13 protein-coding genes, 5 tRNA genes and 1 pseudogene are annotated in these 15,808 nt (G+C 65.6%); 10 read left to right on the forward strand and 9 right to left on the reverse strand.

Annotation, left to right across the window (positions count from 1 at the left end):
- Positions 1 to 401: 401 nt before the first annotated feature.
- A pseudogene (locus tag ACSIH6_RS22380) lies at positions 402 to 963 on the reverse strand (NUDIX hydrolase).
- A 981-nt stretch (positions 964 to 1,944) separates the two neighbouring features.
- On the opposite strand from ACSIH6_RS22380, the gene ACSIH6_RS22385 reads away from it, so the two are divergent.
- Together ACSIH6_RS22385 and ACSIH6_RS22390 are read left to right on the forward strand one after the other, a co-directional pair.
- Positions 1,945 to 5,772 (forward strand): RHS repeat-associated core domain-containing protein, encoded by a 3,828-nt coding sequence (locus ACSIH6_RS22385; protein ID WP_435110273.1) that lies wholly within the window; start codon positions 1,945 to 1,947, stop codon positions 5,770 to 5,772.
- Positions 5,773 to 5,790: 18 nt separating this feature from the next.
- Positions 5,791 to 6,360, forward strand: coding sequence for a hypothetical protein (locus ACSIH6_RS22390; RefSeq protein ID WP_435110274.1), 570 nt, complete (start codon positions 5,791 to 5,793; stop codon positions 6,358 to 6,360).
- Positions 6,361 to 6,471: 111 nt separating this feature from the next.
- Here ACSIH6_RS22390 and ACSIH6_RS22395 read toward each other — a convergent pair whose 3' ends face one another.
- Positions 6,472 to 6,903, reverse strand: coding sequence for a hypothetical protein (locus tag ACSIH6_RS22395; RefSeq protein WP_435110275.1), 432 nt, complete (start codon positions 6,901 to 6,903; stop codon positions 6,472 to 6,474).
- A gap of 277 nt (positions 6,904 to 7,180) precedes the next feature.
- Here ACSIH6_RS22395 and ACSIH6_RS22400 point away from each other — a divergent pair, with 277 nt between their 5' ends.
- From ACSIH6_RS22400 to ACSIH6_RS22425, 6 genes are all read left to right on the forward strand, one after another.
- Positions 7,181 to 7,990 carry a helix-turn-helix domain-containing protein gene (locus tag ACSIH6_RS22400; RefSeq protein ID WP_435110276.1) on the forward strand — a complete coding sequence of 270 codons (810 nt, stop codon included), beginning with the start codon at positions 7,181 to 7,183 and terminating at the stop codon, positions 7,988 to 7,990.
- On the forward strand, positions 7,983 to 8,168 hold the full coding sequence (locus ACSIH6_RS22405; protein WP_435110277.1) for a DUF397 domain-containing protein: 186 nt from the start codon (positions 7,983 to 7,985) through the stop codon (positions 8,166 to 8,168). The genes ACSIH6_RS22400 and ACSIH6_RS22405 overlap by 8 nt, the downstream gene beginning before the upstream one ends.
- Before the next feature lie 420 nt (positions 8,169 to 8,588).
- Positions 8,589 to 9,458, forward strand: coding sequence for a hypothetical protein (locus ACSIH6_RS22410; RefSeq protein ID WP_435110278.1), 870 nt, complete (start codon positions 8,589 to 8,591; stop codon positions 9,456 to 9,458).
- On the forward strand, positions 9,455 to 9,979 hold the full coding sequence (locus ACSIH6_RS22415; protein ID WP_435110279.1) for a hypothetical protein: 525 nt from the start codon (positions 9,455 to 9,457) through the stop codon (positions 9,977 to 9,979). Before ACSIH6_RS22410 ends, ACSIH6_RS22415 begins: the two co-directional genes overlap by 4 nt.
- 93 nt (positions 9,980 to 10,072) lie before the next feature.
- Positions 10,073 to 10,396: a helix-turn-helix domain-containing protein gene (locus tag ACSIH6_RS22420; RefSeq protein WP_435110280.1), complete on the forward strand. Its 324-nt coding sequence runs from the start codon at positions 10,073 to 10,075 to the stop codon at positions 10,394 to 10,396.
- A 21-nt stretch (positions 10,397 to 10,417) separates the two neighbouring features.
- Positions 10,418 to 11,626 (forward strand): tyrosine-type recombinase/integrase, encoded by a 1,209-nt coding sequence (locus tag ACSIH6_RS22425; RefSeq protein WP_435110281.1) that lies wholly within the window; start codon positions 10,418 to 10,420, stop codon positions 11,624 to 11,626.
- Positions 11,627 to 11,722: 96 nt separating this feature from the next.
- On the opposite strand, the gene ACSIH6_RS22430 is transcribed toward ACSIH6_RS22425, so the two are convergent.
- From ACSIH6_RS22430 to ACSIH6_RS22450, 5 genes are all read right to left on the reverse strand, one after another.
- Positions 11,723 to 11,799: transfer RNA gene (locus tag ACSIH6_RS22430), tRNA-Val, on the reverse strand.
- Positions 11,800 to 11,829: 30 nt separating this feature from the next.
- Positions 11,830 to 11,901: transfer RNA gene (locus ACSIH6_RS22435), tRNA-Cys, on the reverse strand.
- 47 nt (positions 11,902 to 11,948) lie between these two features.
- Positions 11,949 to 12,021: transfer RNA gene (locus tag ACSIH6_RS22440), tRNA-Gly, on the reverse strand.
- 70 nt (positions 12,022 to 12,091) lie between these two features.
- Positions 12,092 to 12,164 (reverse strand) — tRNA-Gly (locus ACSIH6_RS22445).
- Between the two features lie 157 nt (positions 12,165 to 12,321).
- Positions 12,322 to 12,753 (reverse strand): roadblock/LC7 domain-containing protein, encoded by a 432-nt coding sequence (locus tag ACSIH6_RS22450; protein WP_435110282.1) that lies wholly within the window; start codon positions 12,751 to 12,753, stop codon positions 12,322 to 12,324.
- A gap of 385 nt (positions 12,754 to 13,138) precedes the next feature.
- On the opposite strand from ACSIH6_RS22450, the gene ACSIH6_RS22455 reads away from it, so the two are divergent.
- On the forward strand, positions 13,139 to 13,981 hold the full coding sequence (locus ACSIH6_RS22455) for an aminotransferase class IV (RefSeq protein ID WP_435110283.1): 843 nt from the start codon (positions 13,139 to 13,141) through the stop codon (positions 13,979 to 13,981).
- Between the two features lie 100 nt (positions 13,982 to 14,081).
- Here the strand turns inward: ACSIH6_RS22455 and ACSIH6_RS22460 are convergent, their stop codons facing one another.
- Complete coding sequence (locus ACSIH6_RS22460; RefSeq protein WP_013154284.1) at positions 14,082 to 14,504, reverse strand: SsgA family sporulation/cell division regulator; 423 nt, start codon at positions 14,502 to 14,504, stop codon at positions 14,082 to 14,084.
- A gap of 474 nt (positions 14,505 to 14,978) precedes the next feature.
- On the opposite strand from ACSIH6_RS22460, the gene ACSIH6_RS22465 reads away from it, so the two are divergent.
- Positions 14,979 to 15,052, forward strand: a tRNA-Val gene (locus ACSIH6_RS22465).
- 187 nt (positions 15,053 to 15,239) lie between these two features.
- Here the strand turns inward: ACSIH6_RS22465 and ACSIH6_RS22470 are convergent.
- The gene (locus ACSIH6_RS22470) at positions 15,240 to 15,578 is read right to left on the reverse strand and encodes a PGPGW domain-containing protein (protein WP_435110321.1); all 339 of its coding nucleotides are present in this window, start codon (positions 15,576 to 15,578) and stop codon (positions 15,240 to 15,242) included.
- Between the last annotated feature and the right edge of the window lie 230 nt (positions 15,579 to 15,808).

A 15,808-nucleotide genomic window follows, 5' to 3' on the forward strand; every position in this document is an offset into this window, starting at 1 on the left:
TGCGCGGAGCCAACGGGAAGTGGAGTCGCTCGCCTGTTGCGCGAGCGCGTCCCGATAACGGTGGACTGGTGTCCGCGTTCCGGGCCAGGAAACCACTTCAAGGCCGGTCGTCTGAGGAATTCTCTTCCCGGTGCCTATGGGCTGCCGGTATGTGGTGATTTGTTGACGAGGTTGCGTCAGAGTGTTCGGTAATTACAGACAAGAGAATTTTGGTTTAGGGGTAGGTCCGGAAAAACTGTGTCACGCTTTGGGAATCTGACGTATTGGGTTGTGCGTCGTCTTCGCCCGAGGAAGGGTTTGAAAGGGAACGTTGTGGTTTTCGCTCTGTTCGCGAAACCGGGCCCGCTCTTCGACCGGTGCGGCCACATCTTCGGGCCCGACTGCTCCCACAAGGAAAGGCCTCAGGAGGCGAGGACGAGGACGTGGATTAGGGCGACGAGGGTCCCTGAACTCAAGATGCGTCCCTCGGAGATCAGGCTGCGGACCTTGGCCAGGGGCACCCACTCGTAGACGCCCTCGTCGAACTCGGTCGGCCCCGCCACCAGCTCAGCTTCGCGGCCGGCGAACACTTGGTGGGGGCTGCCAACCGTGCCGATCATCGGCTCGAACGTGGCCACATGCTCCACCGAGCCCACCCGATGACCGGTCTCTTCCAGAGCCTCACACGCGGCCGTCTGCTCCGGTGTCTCCTCGGGGTCCAAGAGTCCACCGGGTAGTTCCCACCCCCCACACGTCGGACACGAACCGGTGCCGGTAGCTCATCAGAACGTGCTCGCCAGGCCGGTCCAGGACGGCGATCACCGCGGCCGAAGGCAGAGTAACCGTGTGGTGCTCGAACCTGTCCCCGGAAGGCGTGGTGATATCCGCCTTGCCCAACCGCACCCACCGATTGTCGTAGATGGTGCGTTCACCATGAACGGTCCAACGGCCGCTACCGTCCCCCGAACCCTCCGTACATCCCATGTACCGGACTGGCGTGACCGGACATGGCATGGAGATCGGGATCAGCCTCCTCGGAACGGTCCCGTTGACGGGGCCAGACCGGAGGCCATGGATAACCGCCCGGGCCACTCCACGGGTGACACGCGAGCTGAGGCTGAGTGATCCTCAGCTAAGCACCGTTTTCTGGCACACACTCGACCAAGCGGACACGCCCCTTCGCGGAGAAGTGCGGGAACCGATCCGTGCAGCATTTTCGTACTCTGACGTGCGGATTGGGCACTGGCTTACCCGTCTCTCCCTCTCTCCCCCCTCCGGAGAGCGGTAGCCCTAGGTGATCGCTCAACCACGGTGAACACCAGTGATTTTTCGCATCCCCGGACAACTCCCCTGCCTACGCTTTGGGCTGGAAGGTAGAACAGCACAGAATGTCTGGATACGGGTCCGTGCGCGATCCCCAGGACGCTCCGATGGAGTCCGCAGCCACGGCCGGGGATCCGATCAGTTCGCCGAGGAGAAGGAGTTCCCCGCATCAGGGGGAGGAGGAACGCCGTCGAGGTGATGGGACCGCTCTGGCGTGTGCTGTCGGGTATGACGGCGGTGTGGAGGTCGGGTGTGACCCACAGGTGTGTGCTCAGTGGTCGCAACGCCACTCGCTCCGGAAGGGAGTCGTTGGTGCACACCAAGGTGGTCTGGCCGTCTGCCATGGCGCGCACGTGTGAGGTGACGGCCAGGGTCGTTCCCGCCGCCGTCCCTACCCTCGCGGCCGGAGGAACGCTGTCTCCGCTGTCCCATCGTTGGAGGGTGAGCAGGCTCGGATCCCAGAACAGGGAGAACCCCGGCCCGCTCCTCACCTGGTAGGCGGGGCCGAACCACGCACCCATGGTGGACGCGAGCTCCAACGACTCCTCCTCACCCTCACACTTCTGTCCGTTTCCGTGGACAGCGACCACAAGCCCGGGCGGGCGGGTGGTTGTCCCGTACACGCTCTCGCACGCCTCCTCCATGCGCTCCGGGGTGGAGCGCACGCGCTCCGCCTACAACGCCGGCGGGCACGTGATTGAGGAAGCCATCGTGGTCGAGGGCGGTGAGCTGGTCACCAGCTATGAGGTCAACGAACTCGGACTGGTCACCGCTGTCACCGACCCTCGGGGCAACGAAGCGGATGCGCAGGCTTCGGCTTTCACGTCACTGATGCGCTACGACGTGCTCGGCCGTCTGGTCGAGGAACAGCTGCCCCAGGTGCAGATCGAACACCATGCCGAGCCCGCCGCCCCAGGCCGTCCCACGACCCGGTTCGGCTATGACCTGGTCGGCAACCTCACCCACCAGCAGGACGCCGAGGGACACACCTCCGTGTTCGGCTACGACCTCGTCGGACAGCAGACCACCAGCCGAGCTCCCGGCTTCACCGGAGTGGGCGGAACACAGGTGACCCCCCAGTCCAGCACCGAATACGACGCCTTGGGACGCGTCATTTCCCAGACCGATGCGCGGGGCAGCACCCGCACCTACACCTGGGACCAGCTCGGCAACCTGGCCACCATCACCGACCCCCAACTGGAGGGCTTCGCCGAAGCGGGGCAGTGGTCCTACTCCTACAACCCGGTCGGCGAACTCCTCGCCGTGACCGACCCGCTGGGAGCACGCACCGAAGCCACCTACGACGACCTCGGACACCAGGTCACCGACACCCAGATCGAACGCATCCCCGCAGCGGTGGCCTACACCACCCGCTACACCTACGACGCGGCGGGCAACGCCCTGTCCGTCGCCGACCCCCTGGACAACGCCACCACCAACACCTACAACCCCGCCGGAGAACTGACCCAAGCCACAAGCCCCACAGGCGAGACCAGCACGTTCGGCTACGACCTGGCGGGGCGGGCCACCACGGTCACCAATCCGGCTGGAACCCGGACGGTGACGGAGTTCGATCTGGCCGGACGCCAGATCCAGGAGAGCGTTCTCGACTCTGAGGGACAGGAGCTGCGGACCTCGTCCACCGCCTATGACGCCGCAGGCTTGCCCATCTTCCAGACCGATCCACTCGGCCACACCACCCAGACGGAGTTCAACGCCCTGGGATGGCTGACCCAGAGGGTGGAGCCGGTCAGCGACACCGAAACCATCACAACCACCTTCGGCTACGACGCTCTGGGGCAGCAGACCCGCATCACCGACGGCCGGGGCAACAGCACCTACACCACCTACACCCCCACCGGCCAGGTTCAGGACCTCATCGAACCCGCCACGGACGCCACTCCCGACCTGGCCGACCGCACCTGGACCACCTACTACGACGTCGCGAACAATCCCGTCCAACAGCATGTCCCCGGCGGAGTGGTGCGCGAGCGCACCTTCAACGCCTTCGGCAACCTGACCAGGGAGAGTGCCGCCGGAGCCGAAGTCGAAACCCAGGACCGCAGCTTCGGCTATGACCTGCTCGGCCGGCCCAACGCGATCGGTACCTCGGACGAGCACATCGAGATCGTCTACGACGACCGCGGCAACCAGGTCCAGTTCCTCGGCCCCACCACCGTCTCCTACACCGGCACCGCGCCCGGCACCACCACCAACTACGACGCCGCAGGCCGTGTCACCAACCGCCTGGACATGACCGGCACCACCACCTTCGCCTATGACGCCTCCGGCCGCGTCACCGAACACCATGACCCGGTCACCGGCACCGACCTGAGCATCGACTACAACCAGGCCGGCCTCACCGAATCCATCACCACCAACGGCGGAGCGGTCCGCACCTTCGCCTACGACGCACTCTCCCAACTAACCGAAGACACCCTCGTCTCCGCTGCCGGTGAAACGACCGTGTCCACCACCTACACCTACGACGACGCCGGACGCCTCACCGAACGCACCAGACAGGGAACCTCCACTACCGGCACCCACCACTACGCCTACGACCACGCCTCACGCCTGATCTCCTGGACCGCGCCGAACGGTGAAGAGACCGCCTACGCCTGGGACGCCTCCGGCAACCGGACCCAAGCGGGCACGGGAACCTTCCAGTTCGACGAACGCAACCGGCTGGTCTCCTCCAGCGACGGCGACGCCTGGTCCTACAACCCCGACGGGACCCTGAGCTCTGCGTTCGTCGACGGACAGCTGCGCACTCCGCAGTTCGACGGTTTCGAACGCATGGTCAGCTCAGGGAACGGTTCAGGCGAGTACGCCTATGACGCTCTGGGCAGAGTCGCGGAACGCACAACCGAGGGCGGTGAGGTCCACACCTTCGTCTACGCCGACCTGGAAAACAACCCGATCGGAATCCTGGACGGAACCGACACCCCCATCGCTGAGTACGGACGTGATCCCCACGGGCAGCTAGTCAGCATCGCCGACCAGGGCCAGGCCCCGGCACTGGCTTACAGCAACACCCACGGGGACTTGGCCGCGACCTACACGAGTACGGGTTCTCTCATCCAGGCCACCGACTACGGGCCCTTTGGAGAGACGGACGGTACCGAACCGGCGATGTCACTGGGTTACCAGGGCGAGTGGACGGACCCTGATACCGGCGACGTCAACATGCACGCCCGCTGGTACCAGCCCGAAACCGGCAGGTTCGCTTCCCGCGACACTATGACCCTGGAGCCGACGCCATCAGTACAAGCCAACCGGTACACCTACGCCAACGCTAACCCAGTTTTGTATACCGATCCCAGTGGACACTTCGTTCCTCTGGTCATCGGAGGGGTTTACCTCAGCGCGAAAGCTGTTGCTGCTATTAGCGGTGGTTTGGCGCTTGCTGGAAGTATGTACAGCGTAGGTATATACCAGCAGACGTCAAGACGTCCCATCAGTATTCGGACGCCTTCTGCGGAAGATCTGCACAGAATGTTTCCTGGCTTTAGAAGGTCTTCTCGAGGCAGGGTGGCGCCTGGTGGATACAGCTACAGTTCTTATCCATCCAAGAGTTTTAGGTTCTCCAGAACTTCAAAGAACCCCATTTCTCATGGTGGGTCTTCTTCTGCATGGGCTTATGCAAGCGCGTCAGGGAGCTCTGTCGTCAGGAGTTGGAACGGCTTTAGTGGTGGCCGCTATGGCGTCTTCGTTTCGGGCGGTGGAAGAAGTAGGTTTATTCCGCTCGTTGATCCGAGGCGGAGCATCCTTAAGAAGATTCTCAACACTCCTCAGGCTCGTCCTCCCATTAAGAACGAGTGGACTCAGGAAAGGCTGGACGAGCACCGAAAGCAGCGCGAAAAGGATATTAAAGTCGTCGAGGAGGTTGATTTTGACCTCGATGACTACAGTGAGTACGAGGATGCGTTGGAAAACCTGGATGAAATTCCTGGGTTTGAAAAGGTAGACGACTCGGGGGAATGTCGTTCTTTTATCGAGCTCAGCGAGATTAATAAACATGATCAGCGGGGAACTGCCGTAGGAAGATTCTGCGGGAAAGAGGATATCAATCCTGATGGCAAGGACGGGAGGTACGAGCCAGAGGGGGACCCGCCGGGGTATGTTTATGGCCAGGACAACAGGGCACATCTTATCGCGAGCCTCTTCTTTGGCCCTGGAAGTCCCGAGAACATAGTGGCAACTTACGCTAGAACGAATCTTTCCTCAATGAAAAAAATCGAGAGCAAAGTTAGGAGAATGCTGCAGAGCGACCAGGAGGTTATCTATGTTGTCTCTCCAGTCTATGAGGGAGACAAGGAGAGGCCCTGGGGGATCCACATGGCAGCGATTGCCGAGGATGGAACCAGTTTCGAATACTGTGTGCTGAACAGTAATAAATATTTCCGCAATGGTGGAGCTGTCGGTGGATCTGTTTGCCGAGGCTCTAAGTCCGCAGATTTCACCTACTGATAGGGATTGGCGAGAAGAATGACGAGCTTTGCTCGTGAAATAATCGAACTGGCTGGGCCAAGTCTTGTGTCAGACAAAGAGAAAATAGACTGGAAGGGAGTGGAAAGAAGAGTTGGAACTATGCTTCCCGAGGACTATAAGGCCCTCAATTCTGAGTACTTCGCAGTAAATCTGGGCCCTTTCTCGGTGGGTACCCCGAGGAGAGGGGCTCCCGGTTGCGCTGATCCGCTGGAGGCAACGATGGAAGCAGAGGAAATATTCAAAGAAGTTTACCTGGATGAACCTGAGGAGGTTTCAGAAGCTTACAAGGCAGATGGTACGCCTCTTGGCTCTCGGCCTGAGGTGCCGAAATTCTACCCTTCCGTGCCAGGACTGCTTAAGTGGGGAATGGATCAAATTGGAGGCCAGTTCTACTGGTATGTAGATGGACCTCCAGAATTGTGGACAGTAGTTGCTCAAGCCCGGGACGGATGGTGGGATGAACACGACATGTCCATGAGTGAATATATGTATCGAGTAATTAAAGGGAGTGTTCAGTGTACTGTTGTGGAAAAGGTAAATGTCGTTGGTCCTCTGTTGCGAGAATGACTGCAAAATAATGCCTGTGGAATTGTTTTAATTTTTTTAAAAAGAGCCTCTAGTGAAAGAGGTGTAGTAGTCCGCCCGGTGTATCACCGAGCGGACGCGTCGAGTGAGGTGCTATCCGCGCCAGTCGAGGACCTTGGTCACCACGTAGGACCTCAGATTGGCGGAGGACGCTCCGCACACGGCCCGGCGTTCAAGGCACACCCGGGCCGTCGCGACCAGGACCGCCTGCTGCCTGCCCACCTCCCAGGTCTCGAACGCCAACCCCGGGCGCACCAACCGCACGTGCAGGCAGCGGCCTCCGTCCGTAGCGGGGTGCTCCAGACCGACGACGAAGGTGTTGTGCAGCCGACGCATCGCCATGGCGGGCGGCAGCCGGTAGGTGTACCGGCAACGCTGCTGACCGGCGCCGGACACGTTCGCGCGGGCTTCGAGGGTCACGCACTCCCAGTCCTCCTCGGCGACGGTGACGGTCGCGTGCCTGGCACGCACCCACCGGTCGAACTCCTCGCCGTCGTTGACCAGGACGCTTTCCACTATGTCCATCGGTCGTCTCCCGTCGTCATCGCCCCGGGGGAGAGGTGGGCGGGCGCGACACCGATGACGTAGGTGCGCACCCGACGGGAGCGACGCCGTTTCGCTAGGCTGGGCATCGTCAACAGCTCCGTTCTGTTGGCCGTGCCCCGGACGGCCCACACCGTCGCGGGGCTGACTTGTGTCCAACTGTGGCTGCCGACGTCCTGAAAACACAGGCCATGCCCACCCAGCGATTAATTTGGATTGCACTGTGTTCGCTTGAAATAATCTGTGTTTCACTGGAGGCATGGAGGAACAGCACCCGGAGGCGAACGCTCGCTTCGGTCGGGAACTCAGCCGTCGCCGCCGAGCGAGCGGCTACACGCAGGAGCGGTTGGGCAAGCAGGTCGGAGTGAGCCAGGGGCACATCGGCAACATCGAACGCGGCGAGCGCTCTCCCGACCTGAAGCTCGTGACCGAACTGGACCGGGTTCTGGGCGCGGACGGACGACTCGAGAGGTTCTGGGGCCAGCTCAGCGGCGACGGAGAACCAGTCTGGCTGGACGACCTGGACCAGGTGGAACGCGACGCCGTGTCGATCATGGAGGTCCAGACGAACCTGTTCCCGTCCGTGCTCCAGGTGGAGAGTTACGCCTACGCCGCGGTGCGCGTGTTCTCCCCGTGGATGACGCCGGACGAGGTCGAGAGCAGCGTCCACTCGCGCCTTGCCCGAGCCCAGAGGTTCGCCTCCTCCGCCACCGTGTACAGGGCGGTGATCGACGCGGCCGTGCTGCGGCGCCGACCGAACTCCGATGCGGAGCTCATGTCCGAGCAGTTGCGGCGGGTGGTGGACCTCATCCAGGACCGGCGGATCTCCATCCAGCTCGTGACCACGGGCTGGCACGCCGGGCTCGTCGGTACGTTCAAGCTGATAGCTTCCTCTTCGGCTCCGGAAGTGGTGTATGTCGAGTCGGCGTACTCGGGCCGACTGCTGGACGACCCGCAGGCGGTGCAGCGCTTCCGTGTACTGCTCAGTGACGCGCAGGCCGTGGCGCTCTCCCCTCAGGAATCGCTGCACCTGCTCCAGGAAGAGTTGGCGAGGTTGGACCATGGTTGAGCAGACGTGGCGTAAGTCGTCCTACAGCGGCGGCGGGCACCAGGACTGCGTCGAGTGCCGTGCGGACGGTTCCGTGGTCCAGGTTCGCGACACCAAGTACCGCCAGCTGGGCCACCTGGCCTTCCCTGCGATGGAGTGGACCGCCCTGCTGGCGGGAACACAGCACACTACGTCCTGAGGGGTTGAGACTGACGGTGACAATTCGTTGAAGCAACGCCCTCGTTCTGGCCCCCCAGTAGCTGTTTGTGGAACACCTCTTGCGGTGTGTAGAACCCCAGACAGGCACGCGGCCGGGTGTTGAGCTCTTCGGCGATCGCAGTCGGATACGGCTGGTGCTGCGGGATCTTGATGCCCCTGGGTGGGTACTCCTGAATCAGCCAGTTGGTGTTCTCGTTGGAGCCGTGCTGTCAGGGGCTGCCCGGGTCGCAAAAGTAGACCGGGATTGAATTTGCTTCGTCCGCGTTACCACCTGTGACACACCAGGTCAGTGCCAGAACCGCGAGGGCTTTGCGTACGCATCGTCTGCCGCCACGTGAGCGAAATCGGGTCCCTCGGTCCTCTTGATAGCTAGAGGCGTTCGATACGGGCCGACCACGCGATGAGAACACCCACCCCACGACCGCGATTGCGGCTGTTGCTGCTGGACGGCAGCCCCGGAGCCGCCGCTCTGCTTCTCCTAGCCGCTCACCGGGCACTGCCTCCCTTCGACGCGGTGCTCGTCCCTGACACCGGGTGGTACCCGGCCGCCGGCTACCGTGCACTGGACCGCTTGCGCGGTATCGCCTCCGAGGCCGCTATGGGCTGGGAACCGGTCAAGACCGCGCCGATCGCCCACCGCACCCTCAACCCCCGCGGCTCCGTGCCGCTGCTCCCCCTGTTCGCCCTGCACCCCGACGGAACCCTGGGACGGTTTCCCGAAGGGTGCGCACGCAGCACCGCGATGGCCCTGACCCAGTGCATCCGCCGCCTGCTCGGTTACCCGCGCCCCACCCCGATCCCCGACGGCATCGTGGCCCAGTGCGCGACAGGAACCGGAACCGACCACGCTCATCCCGGGCCTGCCGTCGGCCCCCCGTTCGTGCGCTTGCACCGGCCCCTGGCCGACATCGGCTGGAGCGCGCAGGATTGCCGCGCGCTGCTGTTCCACCATGGCCTCGACCCGAACCCGGACCTGTCCTGTACGGCATGCCCCCACCGCTCTAACCGGTCCTGGGCGCGTTTGAGACGCACGGAGCCGGACGTGTTCGCCGACGTGGTCGCGGTGGACGTCCTCATCCGGCACTGCGGCCCCCAGGCGGCAACGCACGGCATGCCGCCCGGCACCACCTTCTTCCTTCACCCCTCCCGGACACCCCTGGACCAGGTCGACCTGAGCGCCGACACCGATGTCGCGCCGGACAGGTGTGTGCCGTGGGCATGCCACGGCTCTGCCACCGGCGGCACAGCGAACGGGGACGGCATCCGATGACCGTGACCCTGCCGCCGAACCAGCTCGCCGCCTCTGACCCCGCTGTGGTCACGATCGGTTCCCTGTGCACCGGTTACGCCGGGCTCGACATGGGCGTGGCCGCGGCCCTGAACGGCAACGCACGCCTGCTCTGGGCAGCCGACAACGACCCTCACGTCACCCGGTTGCTCACGCACCGGCTCTCCGACGCTCCCAACGTCGGGAACTTGGCGGCGGTGCCGTTCGCGTACGCATGGGGTGCCTACGAACCCGCCATCCGGCGGTGGGAGAAGGTGCTCGGCAGAGCGGCACCCCCACCCACCGAACCTGGCACCCGGGGACAACCCCGGCTGAGTGCCGCACTGGTCGAGTGGATGATGGGCCTGCCCGAAGGATGGGTCACCGATCCCGCCCTCACCCTGCCGCGCGCTGCCCAGCTTCAGGCGCTCGGCAACGGGGTGATGCCGCAGCAGGCGTGCGCTGCCGTGCGGCACCTGCTGGCCCAGGACCCCGAAGCCGAGTTCTTCAGCGGAAACGACTGAGGTGCCGATGCCCGGACACACCCCGCAAACCCCCGGAAGGACGGCATGCCGCGGCACCGGAGGTCGTGCCGCGGCAGGGGAGAGGAGTACCGGATGAGTGGCGGCACTAATCCACCGCACCGGCACGGAGAAACGGTCCCTGAGCAGGACGAACGCGGTTACTCTGCAGGCTCTGGTGGGCGGCGGGACAACACCGCGGACGCGCTTCCTGAGGTCTTCACTCCTGCGGAGGCCGCCGCACTGCTCAAGGTCCCCGAGTCCTGGCTGCGCAAGCGCGCCTCCGCGCGCCAGGTGCCCTGCACCTTCATCGGCAAGCATCTGCGCTTCAGCTCCAGCGACCTGGAGCAGATCATCCGCTCCGGACACCGCGCCCCCGTGTCCGGGAGCACCCGCCCCCGCCAACGACCCATCGAATGAGCACGTACGCAAGGAGTACGCATGGCCTACGCCGAACGACTCGCCAGGACCTGGCGGGCCCGCTACAAGCGCCCCAACGGCCTGTGGGGGTCCAAGTCGGGGTTCGACACCAAGGAAGCCGCCCTGCACTGGGCGGAGGAACAGGAGACTGAGGTGCGCCGCCGCACCTGGATCTCCCCCAAGGACTGTGAGATCGCTTTCGGCGACTTCGCCCGGACGTGGCTGTCCCAGGCCCGCCTGGCCGAGACGACCCGGGACAAGTACCGGTCCTACCTGGACACCCACCTGTTGCCGCAGTGGGAGGACTGGCCGCTGATCAGCATCTTCAACAGCCACATCGAGATCCAGGCCTGGGTCAACGAGCTGCACGAGGAGTTGGCCGAACCGAGCGTGTCCTCGGTCTTCGCCCTGTTCTCCACCGTGCTCAACGTGGCGGTGCGCGCCCGCCGCGTCCCCGCCAACCCCTGCAACGGGGTCCGGGTCTCCTCCGGTGACTACGAGGCCGACCGGCAGGTGGCCACCCCCGTGCAGGTGCTGCGGGCGGCGATGCGGCTGCACCACACCTTCGGGCGGGCCGGGTTCGTGCTGGCGCTGATGGACGCCTACACCGGCGCCCGTTGGTCGGAGCTGGTGGCGTTGGAGGCCCATGAGTACGACGAGGTGAACCGGGCCGTTCCGGTGCGCGCGCCGTTGCGCGAGTCCGGCGGCAGGATGTCCAAGGCCAAGCGTCCCAAGACCCCGGCGGGCAAGCGCTGGCTGCACCTGCCCGACTTCCTCGACGCGGTCTACACCGACCTGGTGGCCGACAGCGAGGGAGGGTGGGTGTTCACCGGTGGCCGTGGCGGGGTGTTGCGGCGGGGCAACTTCCGCTCCCGGTTCTGGCGGCCCGCGTGGGACGGCGACTCCCGTAGCGATCTGGGGTGGCTGCGCTCACCGGTTCTGCCGGGCTTCACCTTCCATGAGGGGCGTCACACCCACCGCACGTGGTTGGCGGAGGACGGGATCCCGGAGGTGGCGCGGGCGGCGCGGCTGGGGCACCGGATGACGGGCATGGCCAACGTCTACGAGCACGTGACCCCGACGATGAGGGCTCAGGTGCTGGCCGTGCTGGAACAGAGGTGGCGGGCGAGCGTACGCGCGCTGGCTCCGGGGGAGCGGGAAAGGCTCATGGAGATGGTCCCGCGGCTGGGTGAGTACTACCCTGTGGAGAACGAGCGCGAGGCTTCGTGAGAGGGGAGAGGCAAGATCATCTCCAGATCCTCTCCATAGCCGAAGCGATCGACATCTGAAGAGGACCGTTGGACGGCCTCTGACCTGCAGAAGCTGTGGTGGGCGATACAGGATTCGAACCTGTGACCTCTACCGTGTCAAGGTAGCGCTCTAACCAACTGAGCTAACCGCCCTCATCGGGGGATGAGGTGAAGCATGCTACGAGGCGGAGACGGGAATCGAACCCGTGTGCAGGGATTTGCAGTCCCTTGCCTCAACCACTCGGCCACTCCGCCGGAACGCGATGGGGGGCTGTCGAGTGACACCCATGCGGGCCTCTCCGAGCGGACGACGGGATTCGAACCCGCGACCCTCACCTTGGCAAGGTGATGCTCTACCAGCTGAGCCACGTCCGCGTGCGCCCCGGAGCGGACTCCGGAGCCGGAACCGTTCCGCGACCCTGGGGAGGCGGAACGGTTCCGTTCGAGCGGACGACGGGATTCGAACCCGCGACCCTCACCTTGGCAAGGTGATGCTCTACCAGCTGAGCCACGTCCGCGCGGCGAGTCCTGCTTTTGGGGTCTGTCCCCCTCAGCGCCCCTCGCTGCGTTAAGAACTCTAGCGGATTCCCGGCCAAGCGCGAAATCGGCCGGGCGCACCGGGCACACCCGTGCCCCGCCGTGGCAGGTCCCGCCGACCCGCCGAGGCGGCGGGAGCTACTTCTCCACGTGGGCAGGCGAGGAGGGCATGTCGGGCCGGGGAGGCGCCGAGAGGTACTGGCCGACCCTCTCGATCACCTTGTTCATCTCGTAGGCGATCAGGCCCACGTCGCTGTCGGAGGCCGACATCAGCGCCATGCAGGCGCCCTCTCCGGCCGCGGCGACGAAAAGGAAGGCGCGGTCCATCTCGATGATGCTCTGGCGGATGCCGCCCGCCGCGAACTGCTTGCTCGCTCCGCCCGCGAGGCTGTGCAGCCCCGAGGCGATCGCGGACAGGTGCTCGGCGGCGGGACGGTCCAGTCCGCTGGAGGTGGCCATGAGGAGCCCGTCGGTGGACAGGACGATGGCGTGCTGCGTACCGGAGGCACGCGTGAGGAGATCGTCCAGCAACCAGCTGAGCTCTCCGCGGGCGGTACTCGGTGGGGTCATGTCTCTCTTTGCTCTGTCAGTCGTCGTGCGTGACTTGGGACACGCGCACTGCGGGCCGCCGCCGAGGTGCCTTGGGGGAGGGCTCCGAACTCGGCTGCCACCGGTCCCGCATAAGCGTTGCCCAGATGATAGTCATTCGTAACTTATCTGTCCGGTCGCCACGGTGGATTCCGGGTGGGCCGCCCCGGCCGTGGAGCCGCGTGACCAGTCGCGATACCGCCGCAAAACGGGCACGGGTACCGGACCATCGGCCGGTGCCGGTCACGGGGCTTGCCAACCCGCCGTACGGAGGTTACGGAAGGAGCGGGCCACGACGCGCCGGCAAGGTGGGAGGATCGTGCGGACACCGGCCCTACCTGGGCTCTTGAGAACGTGGGGGTGGCAGATGAAGGTGTGGATCGCGGGTGCCGGGTACGGTCGCGGCACCGTCGTCGACGAGAGCGAGGCGCGCATTCCCGTGGTCGACCACGGGATCACGGTGGGTGACGGGGTCTTCGAGACGGTGCGGGCCCGCGAAGGCCGCCCCTTCGCCCTCACCCGCCACCTCAGGCGGCTGGCCCGCTCCGCGGAGGGACTGGGCATGGCCGAGCCCGACCTGGAGCTGATCGCCGACGGCGTCGCCCGCGCGGTGGCGGCCAACCCGGACCTGTCCGACGCCCGGGTGCGCATCACGGTCACCGACGGCGCCGGACCGCTGGGTTCGGACCGCTCCCCGGGCGAGCAGACCGCCATCGTGGCCCTGGGCCCCTTCCCCGGGATCGCCCCGCACGCCGACGTGGCCACGGTTCCCTGGCCGCGCAACGAGTTCGGGGCCCTGGCCGGGCTCAAGACCACCTCCTACGCCGACAACGTGCGCGCCCTGGCCCACGCCAAGCAGCGGGGCGCCAGCGAGGCGCTCTTTCGCAACGTGAGCGGCAACCTGTGCGAGGGCACCGGCAGCAACGTCTTCGTGGTGCTGGACGGCAGGCTGCTCACCCCGCCGCTGTCGGCGGGCCCGCTGGCGGGCGTCACCCGCGAACTCGTCCTGGAGTGGTTCGGGGGCGAGGAGGAGGACGTGCCCATGGAGCGCCTCCCCGAGGTCACCGAGGCCTTCCTGACCTCCACCGGACGCGACGTGCAGGCGATCCTGCACGTCGACGGACGCGCGGTGTCGGTCGAGCCCGGGCCGGTCACGGCCAAGGCCGCGTCGGTGTTCGCGGAGCGCTCCGCGGCCGACGTCGACCCCTGATCCCCGCCGCCGGGGACGGACACGGCTGAGGGGGCGGCGCGTGGTGCGCCGCCCCCTCAGCCGTCGGGAGTGCTCCGCGAAAGGCCCCGGGGCCCGCGGATCAGGAGTGCAGGTGCTGCTGGATCTCCTCGTCGAGGTTCACGAACTGGCCCTCCTGGCCCGCCGGGACGATCTCGTAGGTCCGGTGGAGGAACTCGGCCAGGGGAGAGACCTGGGTGTCGAACTCGGCCTGTCCGAAGGGGGAGGAGAGCGCGATGCTCACACTGCGGTCGCCGTTGTCGTCCTTGGAGGGCCACACGCGGACGTCGCCCTCGCCGACCGGGCGCACGATGCCGACGGTCAGGAGCTCGCGGGCGAAGATCCACTCGACGGGGTTGTCCTCGCCGGTGTGGAAGGCGACCCGTATGGCGTAGGGGTCGTCCGCGCTGTAGTCCAGGCGCGCGACCAGAGGGACCGCCGTGCGTTCGGGGACCACGAGCCGCAGGCCCAGCTCGGCGGTGGCAGTGGTGTCGCTACTGTTCATGTTCGCCAAACCTTTTCTCGTCCGGCCTTGCTGTTGCGGCGCGGGTCGGTTGCCGTCTCACGGGCTCCAACGCGGCTTCCCGCGGAACATGACGTGAGTACGGAGGCTTTCTTGGTGGGTGGGACCGGAGGTCTCGCCGCCCGTGCGACGGGCCCGGCGTGCCGCGGTGCGGCGCCACGATCCTTCGTCACTGTAATGACCAGGACAAACCAAAGATTTCCCAATGTTGGGTGTCCCACGTCACGCGGAGGTAATGAAGGGGTGGTGTTCGACGGGTCCACGGGGGCGGGAACTCCTTATCACTGCGGGGATCGGGGGTGGGTGCGGACACTCCAGCGATCCCCTCGGAAGGTTGTTGTGACCTCCGTCACATGACACAGTGTTCGCCGGGCGGTTCCGTGTGCGTCGAGCACCCCCGAACGTGCGCTAGAGTCTTACTTGTCCGGCCGACAGGGCGGACAGGCAGGCAGCTCAGGGCGATTAGCTCAGTTGGCTAGAGCGCGTCGTTCACACCGACGAGGTCACTGGTTCGAGTCCAGTATCGCCCACACGGCTCTGAGACGGTCCCACTCGGGGGTAGGTACCCCCGGCGGGGCCGTTCTCGTTTCCCAGGTGCTTCGCGGGACACGGCGCGGGTGCTTCGGCGGGGGCGCGGCATGAGGCCCGCCCGCGGGCCGCTGAGGGCCCGGAGGCCGTTCGGGCGGTGCGGGCGGGCCACCGGCCCGCAAACGGGCCCTACTCGGACGGGGTGTCCGGCAGCGGACGCCCGCGCCGCACGGCCCTGCGCTCGCGCAGACGCCGGAAGAACTCCTCCTTCAGGCGCATCCCGTACCGCTCCGCGCGGTGGAACCACACCTGGGCGGGCCGCACCACCTTCTGCGCCCACCGGAACTCGGTGCTGAGGATGACCAGTCCCAGGACGACCGAGGCCAGGCCCGGGCCCGGAACGACCATCATGACGAACCCGGCCAGGATCACGACGACGCCGACGGTCCCCACGAGCACGCTCCAGGGCAGGCGCAGCGCGGGGTGCGTGTGCATACGCCTGCGGAAGAGGCGCAGCCGCGCTCGCATCCTCCGCCATCTGCGCGCGCGGATGCGGCGGGTGGGGGATGTCTCCGGGGCCGACGGGTCGTTGGTGGGGCTCGGTGACATGCGCTCACAGTATTCGGTCGAAGCGAGTGGATGCATTCGGGTCGACTGGGGGCGATAGCCAGGGCATCTGTTGATTCTCACCGATCCCGACAGCGGGATCAATGGCCTTTCGTCAGGGTGTGGACAGCCCCTGGAAAGGTGACGTTCCA

The organism is Nocardiopsis synnemataformans, from assembly GCF_965343085.1.
GTDB classification, from domain to species: Bacteria; Actinomycetota; Actinomycetes; order Streptosporangiales; family Streptosporangiaceae; genus Nocardiopsis; species Nocardiopsis alborubida.

Excerpts from the sequence above, each read along its gene's own strand:
- ACSIH6_RS22385 (WP_435110273.1), top strand. The coding sequence starts at position 1,945 with ATGCGCTCCGGGGTGGAGCGCACGCGCTCCGCCTACAACGCCGGCGGG.
- ACSIH6_RS22390 (WP_435110274.1), top strand. The coding sequence starts at position 5,791 with ATGACGAGCTTTGCTCGTGAAATAATCGAACTGGCTGGGCCAAGTCTT.
- ACSIH6_RS22395 (WP_435110275.1), bottom strand. The coding sequence starts at position 6,903 with ATGGACATAGTGGAAAGCGTCCTGGTCAACGACGGCGAGGAGTTCGAC.
- ACSIH6_RS22400 (WP_435110276.1), top strand. The coding sequence starts at position 7,181 with ATGGAGGAACAGCACCCGGAGGCGAACGCTCGCTTCGGTCGGGAACTC.
- ACSIH6_RS22405 (WP_435110277.1), top strand. The coding sequence starts at position 7,983 with ATGGTTGAGCAGACGTGGCGTAAGTCGTCCTACAGCGGCGGCGGGCAC.
- ACSIH6_RS22410 (WP_435110278.1), top strand. The coding sequence starts at position 8,589 with ATGAGAACACCCACCCCACGACCGCGATTGCGGCTGTTGCTGCTGGAC.
- ACSIH6_RS22415 (WP_435110279.1), top strand. The coding sequence starts at position 9,455 with ATGACCGTGACCCTGCCGCCGAACCAGCTCGCCGCCTCTGACCCCGCT.
- ACSIH6_RS22420 (WP_435110280.1), top strand. The coding sequence starts at position 10,073 with ATGAGTGGCGGCACTAATCCACCGCACCGGCACGGAGAAACGGTCCCT.
- ACSIH6_RS22425 (WP_435110281.1), top strand. The coding sequence starts at position 10,418 with ATGGCCTACGCCGAACGACTCGCCAGGACCTGGCGGGCCCGCTACAAG.
- ACSIH6_RS22450 (WP_435110282.1), bottom strand. The coding sequence starts at position 12,753 with ATGACCCCACCGAGTACCGCCCGCGGAGAGCTCAGCTGGTTGCTGGAC.
- ACSIH6_RS22455 (WP_435110283.1), top strand. The coding sequence starts at position 13,139 with ATGAAGGTGTGGATCGCGGGTGCCGGGTACGGTCGCGGCACCGTCGTC.
- ACSIH6_RS22460 (WP_013154284.1), bottom strand. The coding sequence starts at position 14,504 with ATGAACAGTAGCGACACCACTGCCACCGCCGAGCTGGGCCTGCGGCTC.
- ACSIH6_RS22470 (WP_435110321.1), bottom strand. The coding sequence starts at position 15,578 with ATGCGAGCGCGGCTGCGCCTCTTCCGCAGGCGTATGCACACGCACCCC.